Here is a 10,638-nt window from a genome sequence, read left to right as displayed (position 1 = left end):
CCGTCAAAGGAGCTCGACATGTCACATCTGGAACCCGATACCCTGATCAAAAACCCTGTTGGCGAGCCCGTGGTTGCCACGGTGGCCGTCAATGCCGACGCCCGCAGCGTGTGGAACATCGTCGGCAACTTCGCCGGTTTTCCGCTGTTTATCCCGGCGCTGTCGCACATTGAAATGACCGGCAGCGGCGTGCGCTCGGTGCGCAAGAAGCTGTTCAAGGATGGCAACGTGGTGATGGAGCAACTCAATAGCCATGATGACCAGCAGATGGTCATGACCTGGTCGTTGATCTACACCTCGCTGAACATCGGCAACCTCTGGGCGCGCATGGAGGTCAAGGCCCAGGGCGCCAATCAGTCACTGGCCACCTGGACCATCATGGGCGAGCCGCAGACCGGCGGCGCGCAAGACCTGCCGGCGTTCCAGGCGTTCCTGCAGGGCTTTGCCGATGGCGCCATGAACAACGTCAAGCAGATGCTCGCTTAAGCCGCAGCGCAAGCCCGCTCCCACCGCTCGGTAGGCGCGGGCTTTGCCTCGCGGTTCACTACACAACGCACAAGCGCAGCCGGGCAAATGCCCGCCGATGTCCTACCCTCATAAGCTGGGAGATCAATAACCGAACCGGGCATAACCATGCGCAGTGCTTTGCAGATCATCGGCTTCATTGCCCTCACCCTGCTGCTGTCCAGCCCTCCCGGGCAGGCCGCACAACCCCCTGCGCCAGCACCCGCCAGTGCTGCCGCGCCTGTGGTCAAGGTCACCCAGCAAGACCTGCAAGCCCTGCAACTGCGCCTGGACAGCCTCAAGCAGCAGATTTCCCAGGCCAACAACTACAACCAGCTCGAAGGCCCGCAAGACCGCTTGCAGGCGCTGATCGTCGATATCGACCGGCTGAGCGCGGCGCTGTTGCCCGAACAGGCGCAGTTGCGCGCGCAACTGGAAGTGCTCGGCCCGGCGCCGGTCGAAGCCCTGGTGCCCGGCACCTCGGACATCGCCGCGCAACGCACGGCGCTTACCGAGCAAAAAAACAGCCTCGACACCACCCTCAAAGCCCTGGCCGCGCTCAAGGAAAACGCCAGCAACCTGCTGACGCAGATTTCCGCCATTCGCCGCACCATGCTCGAAAGCGAGCTGACCCTGAGCACCCACAGCTTGCTCAACCCGGCATTCTGGTCGCCGGTGCTCACCCCTTCGGCAGACGACCGCCAGCGCTTGCAGGCGTTCTTCGACGAGGTCAGCGATACCGCCAACGCGGTCTGGCAGCCCGGCCAGCGCTTCGCCACCCTGCTGCTGGTGCTGCTTGCCATACTGGCCTGGACCCTCGGCCGCCGGCTGCTGGAGCGCTGGCTGGCCTGGTTATGCATGAACCGCGTGCCTGAAGGCCGCCTGCGCCGCAGCTCGCTGGCTCTGGCCTCGGTAATGGCCACTCTGCTGGCCACCGGGGTAGCCCTGGAGCTGCTGTTTTACGCCTGCACCCACCACCTGCCGTTGCCGTCGATGCTGGCGACGTTTTCTGAAGAGTTCGAAAAACTTGCCTATACCTGCGTGCTGATCACCGGCTTGAGCCGCGCACTGCTGTCGACCTCGCATCCGTCCTGGCGGCTGCCGGACATCGCCGACCCGGTGGCGCTGGCCTTGCAGCCCTTCGCCCGCTGGCTGGCCAGTACCTTGCTGGTATTGGTGGCCCTGGTGCAGATCTCCAACGCCGCCGGCATGAGCAGCCAGCTGGTGATCGCCGGGCGGGGAATCGCCGCGCTGGTGATCAGCGCCCTGATCATCGCCCTGTTGGTGCGCACCAGCCGCGCGCGCCGGGTCATGGCCGCCGCCGGCGATGCACCGGAAGCCGCCTCGACCATGGCTGGGCTGATCTACAGCATCGCCAGCATGGCCATGGTCATCTCGGTGATTGCCCTGCTGACCGGCTACGTGTCGCTGGCGCGCTTTGTGACCTACGAGGTGGTCTGGGTGTTCATCCTGCTGGCCGGCTTCTATGTGCTCATCCAGGTGTTCAAGGACGGCTGCGAATATGTCTTCTCACCGCGTCAGGCCAGCGGCAAGGCGCTCAAGGAACTGCTGGGCATCGGCGACCGGCGCCTGGACCAGATCGAGACCCTGGTCTCCGGCTTCGGCCGTGCCGCGCTGTTGCTGCTGGCGGTAATCACCCTGTTCGTTGGCGGCATCGGCACCACCCTGGGGCAGTTGATCAGCAACATCGTCGCGTTCCTGGGCGGCGCCGGCTTGCGCCAGTTCAACATCATCCCCGGGCACCTGTTCAATGCTGTGCTGGCGCTGGTGCTGGGCATCTACCTGATCCGCACGCTGCGCCGCTGGCTGGACAACGAGTTCCTGCCCAAGACCGACATGGACCCGGGCATGTGCGCCTCGCTCAGCACCCTGTTCGCCAACATCGGCTATGCCCTGGTGATCCTCCTGACCCTGTCGTCGCTAGGGGTAAAGTGGACCAACCTGGCCTGGATCGTCAGTGCGCTGTCGGTGGGTATCGGCTTCGGCCTGCAGGAAATCGTCAAGAACTTCGTCTCCGGGCTGATCCTGCTCACCGAGCGCCCGGTCAAGGTCGGCGACCTGATCAGCATCAGCGGGGTCGAGGGTGATATCCGCCGCATCAATGTGCGCGCCACCGAGATCCAGCTCAGCGACCGCTCGATCGTCATCGTGCCCAACTCGCAATTGATCTCGCAGAACCTGCGCAACGTCACCCTCGGTGGCAGCGCCCAGGGCGTGGCGAGCCTGGAGCTGGTGTTCCCCCTGGACATCGACCCCGAGCAGGTGCAGACCTTGCTTTACGATACCTACTGCGAGCACGAAACCATCCTCGACAAACCGGCGCCGTTCGTGCGCTTCAGCAAGCTCACGGCCGACGGCATCACCCTGACCGTGACCGGTTACGTCAGCAGCCCGCGGATAGTCGGCACCACCAAGAGCGACCTGCTGTTCGAGATCCTCAAGCGCCTGGGTGCGGCGGGTATCGAACTGGCCAAGCCGGCTGCGCCGGCAAGCTGAACATTGCCGGCCATGATCCCTGCTAGCGCGCAAGCTGCAGCCTTGACTGCGAACGGTAGCCCAGCGGGCTGGTGCCCAGTTGCCGCTGAAAACTGCGGCGCATGCGTTCTTCGTTACCGAAACCGGTGGTTTCGGCGATGCGCTTGATCGGTTCCTGGCTGGTTTCGAGCAAGCGGCAGGCGGCTTCAAGCCTCAGGGTTTCGACGGTTTGCGCCGGGGTGCCGCCAGTAGCCGCGGCATAGGCGCGGGCAAAGTGCCGGGGGCTCATGCCGAGTTTTTCGGCCAGGCGTTCAACCCGCAGGTCGCCATTAAGATTTGCCGCGATCCAGGCATGCAGGCGCACCAGGCGCTGGTCACGGTCGCGGTGCAGGGCTTGGCTCTGCGCCTTGAGTGGCGCGCTGAGCTGGGCCTGCTCGGCCGAGCGTTGCAAAAACACTGTGAAGTAACGCGCCAGGGCTAATGCCGCCTGGGCGCCCAGATCCTGTTCGAGCAGGGCCAGGCCCAGGTCGATGCCGGCTGCGCCGCCGCCGCAGGTCCACAGCCGGTCGTCATGCAGGTACAGCGCTTCGCGCTCCACGGTCAGCGCCGGGTAGCCTTGCTGCAGGGCCTCGGCAAACTGCCAGTGGGTGACCACCCGGCGTCCGTCCAGCAGCCCGGCGGCGGCCAGGGCGAAGGCGCCGGTGCCGATCGAACACAGGCGCCGCGCCGTCGGCGCCCGGCGTTGCAGCCAGGCGATTGCCTGCTGGTCACGCTCAAGCTCGGCAACCCCCGGGCCGCCGATGACGATCAGGGTGTCGATTGCAAGCGCGCTGTCGACCTCGGCCAACGAACGGGTCATTACGCCAATCCCGGAGATCGTCTCGATCTCGCCGCCCTGGGCCGACGCCAGTATCACCCGGTAAGGCGGGTTATCGGCCAGTTCGCCGCCGAGCACCCGCGACGCCGCGGCAAATACTTCAAGGGGCCCGGCGGCGTTGAGCAGCAGCGCGCCGGGAAATGCCAGTACCAGCACCGTCCGGGCACTGTGCATGGCAGAAAAGGTGGGGTGTTTGGCATGGTGGCTGGCAGGTTGCGTCGACATACTCAAGGCACACGTGATTCGAGAGCCCAGACGATGCCGAGAAAGTCCTTCACTGCCAAGCACCTTGTGTTGCTGACCAGCCTGCTGGCCACCTTGCAGGTCTGGGCCGCGCCCGCGCCGGAACTTGAAGTCGGCGACCAGAGCGGCCTGACCCAGGCGCTGCTGGAGGCCGCCGGCCAAGACCAGGGGCTTGCCTACCGCCTCGACTGGCACCCGTTCGGCGCCGGCACCGCGCTGATGGAAGCGCTCAATGCCGCTGCCATCGACGTTGGTGTAGTCGGTAACGCGCCACCGGTGTTTGCCCAGGCCGGCGGCTTTGCGGTGCGCGTGGTCGCCGCGGCCGAAGGTGCACAGAACAACAACGCGCTGCTGGTGCAGGCGGACTCGCCGATTCGCCAGGCGGCCGACCTCAAGGGCAAGCGCATCGCCGTGGCCAAAGGCAGCAGCGGCCACTACCTGCTGCTGGCCACCCTCGCCCGCGCCGGGCTGAAACTCAGTGACGTCAACATGGTCTATGCAAGCCCAGTGGATGCGCAGAACGCCTTTGCCAGCGGCAAGCTCGATGCCTGGGCGGTGTGGTACCCCTTTGTCGGCCAGGCCACCGCGCGCGGTGCGCAAAAACTGCTGGACGGCAGCCAGTGGCCGGAAACCGGGCTGAACTTTACCGTGGCAAGCCTCGCCGCCCTCGACGATCCGCACAAAGCCGAGGCGCTGGGTGATTTCGTCCAGCGCCTGGCCCGCGCCCAGGCCTGGGCCACGGCCAACCCCGAAGCCTGGGCGCAACAATTGGCCAGGGTTACCCGCCTGCCCCTGGGGCTGGTGCGCGACATGCTTGCCCAGCAGCACTTGCAGTACGTGGCCCTGGACGCCCGGGTCATCGGCCTGCAGCAGCGCCTGGCCGACAGCTTTGCCCAGGCACGGTTGGTTCCGCGGCCGATCAAGGTCGCCGAGGCCTTCGACGACCGCTACAACCCCCTGCTGCCCTAACCCCCCTGCCCTTGTCGCCATGCCGCAAACGCCGGCAGGGCGGCGTTCATCTGGAGAAATGTGATGCCCACCCTCGATAACACCACCTTGCGCCGCCAGGCCACCGGCCTGCTCGCCGTCGACGCCGAACGTTCGGCCGGCGGCTACACCCTGTTTGCCCCGCAAACCGCCGGCGGCAAGGTGTTTTTGATCGACCTGCACGGCGAAGAAGTGCACCGCTGGCAACTGCCCCAGCGCCCCGGGCGCGACGCGGTGATCCTCGCCAACGGCAACCTTGGCTACAACGGCAATCACCCGGATTCGCCCGAGCTGTTCCCCGGCTGGTCGGTGTGGCACGGCGGCGCCTTCAGCGAGGTAACGCCCGAGGGCGAAGTGCTCTGGCAGCACACCGACCTCGGCCATCATCACGACGCCCAGTGGCTGGCCAACGGCAACCTGCTGTACACCACCGCCGAGCCGTTGCCGCTGGACATCGCCCGCCGCGTGCAAGGCGGTATCCCCGGCAGCGAAGCGCCCGGCGGGGTGATCTACGGTGATGTGGTCAAGGAAGTCGATCGCGCCGGCAACCTGCTCTGGCAATGGCGCAGCTGGGAACACCTGGCCCCGGAAGACTACCCGCTGCACGCCTGTTTCGAGCGCTATCACTGGCCGATGACCAACAGCGTGACGCCGGGGCGCGACGGCAAGGTCATCCTCAGCCTGCGCAGCGTATCCTCAGTAATCGCCGTCGACAAAGCCAGCGACCGCGTACTCTGGCGCCTGGGCCATGACCTGGTGGCGCAGCAGCATTGCCCCAGCGAGCTGGCGGACGGCCGTATCCTGGTGTTCGACAACGGCATCTCGCGCCCGCAGGTGTCGATGCCGCATTCGCGGGTGATCGAGATCGACCCCGTGCGCCAGCGCATCGAATGGCAATATGCCGATACCCCAGGCTACGCCTTCTTCACCCCGTTCATGGGCGGCGCCCAGCGTTTGCACAACGGCAACACGCTGATCACCGAGGCCAACTTCGGCCGCCTGTTCGAGGTCACCCGCGCCGGCGAGGTGGTCTGGGAATACATCAACCCGCACTTTGCCGCCTACCCGGACGCCGCCTCACAGGCTTACCTGCCGGGTGAAAACAATGCGATCTTCCGTGCGCACCGTTACCAGGCGCAGGATATCGCCTGGCTGCAACGCGACTAGGGTTTGTACGAAAAGTCGCCGAGCGGCGATCAGGCAAGGCGAAAACAGGCGAGGAACGGCCGGGGTCGCGCACGACTTTACGAGTTGTAAATGAGCATTCCGAGCCTGTTTTCAACGCAGCATGATCGTCGCGCAGGCACTTTTCGTACAAAGCCTAGCGTTTTAAATTCGCCAGCAGCCGTAGCCACGGCTGCCTCGAACTTATCGCGCAAAACATCATCACCTACAGGGCCGCTACGCCGGATCAGCAAGCACATGCCAGGCCGACGCCAGCCAGCCGCCGGCGCCGATCACCGGGTCCTGGCAAGGTAACGGCACCTGGGCGATGCGCGCCTGGCACGCCTCATGGGTCTTGGCGCTGGGGCGCTGGATATCGTAGCCCTGCTGGCCCAGCGGGTAAGCGCCGACCACCAGAAAGTCCTCGCTGCTGTCGATGCAGCAGTGCCCGGTACCGGCCGGCAGCACCAGCACATCGCCGCGCTTGAGCCCCAGGAGCTGGCCCTGCGCACCGCCGAGCATCACCTGGGCGTGCCCGCAGGCAACGCCCAGGGCTTCGTGGGCGTTGGAGTGATAATGCTGGTAGGCAAAGATGCCCGCACGCCACAAGGGTGGCCATCGATGGGCGCGGAACAAGGCTTCGAAGCCCGCCGCGGCGTCGCTCTGCGGCGCGAGCCGAAGATGATAGAGCAGCACCGGCAAGCGGCTGTTAGGGGTCGCGCCGTCATCCTCGAAATACAACAGCCGGCGATTACCGAGCATGGTTTGCGGGTCGATCTCACTGAGGTGCGGGTTCATCACGGTTGTCCATCTGACCTACGCTGCTGGCACCCTTAGCGCTGATTGTCGCGCTCGTGCTCGCGGGCGATGCGCTCTTCGCGCCGTCGGCGCCGGGCCAACGCCGCGCCCCAGGCCAGTACCCCGACCGAGGCGATCAGCATCGCCGCCAACAGCAAGTAGCCCCAGTGAACTTCCATCATGCTGCGACACCTGGGGCCCGAATCAAGCCCTCACTGATCGATACACCTGGGTCCGCGCGACTTCGACCGGTGAGCCAGTACCTGAAGCTCAAGTATAGTCAATGATGGTAATGAGTTTGATCAGCAACAGATGCAGCGGATAGAACCAGTAGCCCCAGCGCCCGACGCGCCATACCTGACGTTGCAGCTGCAGGCGCAACAGCCCGAGGCCGAGCGGGGCCGACAGCAGTGCGGCGCCCAGGGCCATGAGCGAGATCGCCTGCAGCGGATGGGCGCGCAGCCAGAGGTTGCTCAGGTTGGCCGCCACCGCCAGGCCTGCAGGCAGCAGCCACGCTAGCGGCCCTAGGCGCAGGGCCAGCAGGAATGCCGCCGGCAGCAGCACCCCGGCCAGCCCGTACATCAACCCGTCGGCTGCCAGCGTCGCCACCACAGCTGTTGCCAGGGCAACCCACACACTGCTGCGCCGACGGTGATGGTGCAGGCCCCAGGCAATCAACAGGCCCAGCGCCAGGGTCGGCATGATGTTGAGCGTCGGCGACGGGCCATTGAGCCAGCGATACGGCCACTGCGACAGCACGGCAAAAATCACCAGCCCTTGCAGGTAGCGCGCCGTGCCCGCGGTAAAGGCCTGCCCGGGTGGGGCGCGGGCCACGTTGGCGGCAATCGCCAGGCAAAACCAGGGGAACGCCAGGCGGCCGACGACAAACAGCCAATGCTCGGCCGGCCAGATAAAACGCAGGTGATCGGCGATCATGCTGATGATCGCCAGCCACTTGAGCAGGTCCAGACTGATGTGCCGCTGGGCGCCACGCTGCTCGCTCATGTCCGTCCCGGTCGGAAAAAGGTTAGCGAACAATGCCACAGGCACCTGCAGTTTGTCGGCTGGACTGGAAAAAGGTTGTAAACATGGATTACTGTATATGCATACAGCAACAACGAGTAACCATGATGACCGACTACGAAGAAGACTTCGCCGCACCGGATTCACCGACCCTGGTGGAAATGTGGAAGCATCAGGTGGTCCTGATGACCAACGAAGCCGAGTACCTCAACAGCGAACTGCTCAAGGCCCGGCAGAACATTGCCAAGCTGGTGGCGATCAATGCCGAGCTTGCCGCGCAGTTGCGCGGGGTGCGCAGCAGTTAAACATGGCCCGGCTGATCCTCGCGCCGGCGCTGCTGACGCCCCAGCCACCAGCCGCTGCCTGCCCAGCCCAGGGCAATCCCCGCGCCGATGAGCATCGCCAGCTGCGGATGATCGCCCATCACATCCAGGCCGCGCTTGAGCCAGCCACTCACGGCATCGGCACCGCGATAAACCACGGTGTCGGTAAAGTTCTTGGCCTTGTACTTGTGCCCGGGCTCAACCACGGTGTAGAGCATTTCGCGTCCCGGCCGCACCAGCGCGTACTCGCCCACCCGGCGCACCACCATGACCAGCACGAACACGGCAAACAGCGGCGCCAGGGCCAGCCAGATGAACCCCAGCACCATCACCAGCGGCACCGCCACCAGCAACACCCCGACCCCGAGCTTGCGGGCGACATGCCCGGTGACAAACAGCTGGGTGAGGATCGCCAGGGCCTGCACGGCGCTGTCGATCAGGCCGAACACCTGGGTCTGTTCGGTACGGCTGGTGAAGTGCGCGGCCACCAGCCGCGCCTGCTCGAAATACAAGAAGGTGCTGACGCTGGCCAGCAGCACCACGAACAGCGCTATACCCAGCAGGTAGGGCGAACGCAACACCTCGCTGGCACCGGCAAAGGGGTTGCCGCCCAACGCCTGTGAACGCGGATGCTCGGTTTGCGCCGGCAGCGGGTACAGGTCGCGCCAGTGCTGCAGGTACATGGCCGCCACCACACTGGCGAGCAGGCACACCGTGGCCAGCAGCACCAGCCCGGCATGGCCGATCAGGCCCACCAGCAACGTCCCGAGCAATGGCCCGAGCAAGCCACCGCCGCTCGCCCCCGCCGCCAGCAGGCCGAACAGGCGTTTGGCCTGCTCGCTGGAGAACAGGTCGGCGAGCACGCTCCAGGCCAGGGAGATGGTCAACAGGTTGAACATCGACAACCAGATATAGAACGCCCGCGCGCCCCAGAGGTTATCGGGTTGCACGGCGAACAAGGCCGCAAACAGCAACAGGTTGCTGGCCATGAACGCGTAGGTCCAGGGCAGGATGCGCCGGCGCTGTACTTTCGAGGCCAGCCAGCCGAACAGCGGCAAGGCGATCAGGGTGACGACAAAGGTCCCGGTGAACAGCCACTGCAGGTTGTCCACGCCACCGGCCACGCCCATGGTTTCGCGCACCGGGCGCAGCATGAAGTAACCGGCGAACAGCAAAAAGAACAGCGCCAAACCGGCAACCACCGCCGGCGCCTCGCCAGGCCTGACGTTGAACACGCGGGTGCCCAGGCGTTTCATGGCTTCAGGCGAACTGCTTGATCAGGTCGTGTTGCTGCGCGCTGGTGAGCAGTGGCCCGCTACCGGCCTTGAGCTGGTCAAGCTGGCGGTCTGGGCGGCTGGTGGCCGGGATCACCGTGGTCACCGCCGGGTGGCTGATGGCGAACTTGAGAAACAACTGCGCCCAGCTACCGATCCCCGCCTCGGTCGCCCAGCCGGGCAGCGCCTGGCCCTTGACCTTGGCAAACAGCTGGCCATCGTCGAAGGCGCGGTTGATCAACACCGCCACGCCTTTGTCCTGGGCCAGGGGCAGCACGGTGCGCGCAGCCTTGGGCGAATTGACCGAGTAGTGGATCTGGATGAAGTCCAGGGCTTCACTGCGCAGAATTTGCTCAAGCGCTTCCAGGCCACTGTCAATGTAGTGGGTCACGCCGACATAGCGGGTCAGGCCCTGGGCTTTGAGCTCGCGGGCATAGGGCAACTGGCGTTGCCAGTCGCGCAGGTTGTGAATTTGCAGCAGGTCGACCTTGTCGGTGCGCAGCTTTTGCAGGGTCCCGGCCCACTGCGATTGGGCGTCGGCGCGGCTGTCGGCGGCGATCTTGGTGGCGATAAAGGTTTTGTCCCGCCAGCCGCCCTCCTCCAGCAGCTGGCCAAGGATGGCGTCGGCGCCGCCGTAGTTGGGCGAGGTGTCGATAACCCGGCCGCCACCATTGAAAAACACCTTGAGCACTTGCTTGAGCTGCTGATAATCAGGCGAACCCGCCTCGACCTCGAAACTGCCAGACGTACCGGCACCGATCACTGGCAGCGCCTCACCCGTGGACGGGATCTTGCGGGTGAGCATTGCGCTGCTGGCCTGGGCCAAGGGCAAGCCAGTGAGGGCCAGCCCGGCGGCCAGGGTGGCACTGGCGGCAAGAAAGTGGCGACGGGTGGGCATGGCACACCTCCTGATAAAGCCTGCACTCAAGGGCTAAAAGCTTAGTGCGCG

General features: G+C 65.3%; 11 protein-coding genes. 5 read left to right on the top strand and 6 right to left on the bottom strand.

The genetic code is table 11. From position 1 onward, the window contains the following. Window positions 1-18 precede the first annotated feature (18 nt). Both LOY34_RS12585 and LOY34_RS12580 read left to right on the top strand, forming a co-directional pair. Entirely contained in the window at window positions 19-486 is a 468-nt protein-coding gene (locus LOY34_RS12585; RefSeq protein ID WP_258664979.1) for an SRPBCC family protein, read from the top strand. A 147-nt stretch (window positions 487-633) separates the two neighbouring features. After that, window positions 634-3,021 carry a DUF3772 domain-containing protein gene (locus LOY34_RS12580; RefSeq protein WP_195883967.1) on the top strand — a complete coding sequence of 796 codons (2,388 nt, stop codon included), beginning with the start codon at window positions 634-636 and terminating at the stop codon, window positions 3,019-3,021. A gap of 22 nt (window positions 3,022-3,043) precedes the next feature. Here the strand turns inward: LOY34_RS12580 and LOY34_RS12575 are convergent, their stop codons facing one another. Next, the gene (locus LOY34_RS12575) at window positions 3,044-4,102 is read right to left on the bottom strand and encodes a GlxA family transcriptional regulator (protein WP_195883966.1); all 1,059 of its coding nucleotides are present in this window, start codon (window positions 4,100-4,102) and stop codon (window positions 3,044-3,046) included. 33 nt (window positions 4,103-4,135) lie between these two features. On the opposite strand from LOY34_RS12575, the gene LOY34_RS12570 reads away from it, so the two are divergent. Then, window positions 4,136-5,089: an ABC transporter substrate-binding protein gene (locus LOY34_RS12570; protein WP_195883965.1), complete on the top strand. Its 954-nt coding sequence runs from the start codon at window positions 4,136-4,138 to the stop codon at window positions 5,087-5,089. A gap of 63 nt (window positions 5,090-5,152) precedes the next feature. Next, complete coding sequence (locus LOY34_RS12565; RefSeq protein ID WP_195883964.1) at window positions 5,153-6,274, top strand: aryl-sulfate sulfotransferase; 1,122 nt, start codon at window positions 5,153-5,155, stop codon at window positions 6,272-6,274. A gap of 234 nt (window positions 6,275-6,508) precedes the next feature. On the opposite strand, the gene LOY34_RS12560 is transcribed toward LOY34_RS12565, so the two are convergent. From LOY34_RS12560 to LOY34_RS12550, 3 genes are all read right to left on the bottom strand, one after another. After that, window positions 6,509-7,069, bottom strand: a complete 561-nt coding sequence (locus tag LOY34_RS12560; RefSeq protein WP_230090850.1) for a cupin domain-containing protein — start codon at window positions 7,067-7,069, stop codon at window positions 6,509-6,511. Window positions 7,070-7,104: 35 nt separating this feature from the next. After that, window positions 7,105-7,251, bottom strand: coding sequence for a hypothetical protein (locus LOY34_RS12555; protein WP_156160215.1), 147 nt, complete (start codon window positions 7,249-7,251; stop codon window positions 7,105-7,107). 88 nt (window positions 7,252-7,339) lie between these two features. Next, window positions 7,340-8,074 carry a TraX family protein gene (locus tag LOY34_RS12550; protein ID WP_045198865.1) on the bottom strand — a complete coding sequence of 245 codons (735 nt, stop codon included), beginning with the start codon at window positions 8,072-8,074 and terminating at the stop codon, window positions 7,340-7,342. A 122-nt stretch (window positions 8,075-8,196) separates the two neighbouring features. On the opposite strand from LOY34_RS12550, the gene LOY34_RS12545 reads away from it, so the two are divergent. Continuing rightward, complete coding sequence (locus tag LOY34_RS12545) at window positions 8,197-8,397, top strand: hypothetical protein (RefSeq protein WP_045198863.1); 201 nt, start codon at window positions 8,197-8,199, stop codon at window positions 8,395-8,397. Here LOY34_RS12545 and LOY34_RS12540 read toward each other — a convergent pair. Both LOY34_RS12540 and LOY34_RS12535 read right to left on the bottom strand, forming a co-directional pair. Beyond that, window positions 8,394-9,671 carry an NTP/NDP exchange transporter gene (locus LOY34_RS12540; RefSeq protein WP_093383149.1) on the bottom strand — a complete coding sequence of 426 codons (1,278 nt, stop codon included), beginning with the start codon at window positions 9,669-9,671 and terminating at the stop codon, window positions 8,394-8,396. The genes LOY34_RS12545 and LOY34_RS12540 overlap by 4 nt on opposite strands. 4 nt (window positions 9,672-9,675) lie before the next feature. Next, complete coding sequence (locus LOY34_RS12535; protein WP_195883962.1) at window positions 9,676-10,587, bottom strand: aldo/keto reductase; 912 nt, start codon at window positions 10,585-10,587, stop codon at window positions 9,676-9,678. Window positions 10,588-10,638: the final 51 nt, after the last annotated feature.

Origin of the sequence: Pseudomonas sp. B21-009, assembly GCF_024749345.1 — a bacterium.
GTDB lineage: Bacteria > Pseudomonadota > Gammaproteobacteria > Pseudomonadales > Pseudomonadaceae > Aquipseudomonas.
Note: the sequence above shows the minus strand (reverse complement) of the source record. Positions and strands in the feature narration are given on the sequence as shown.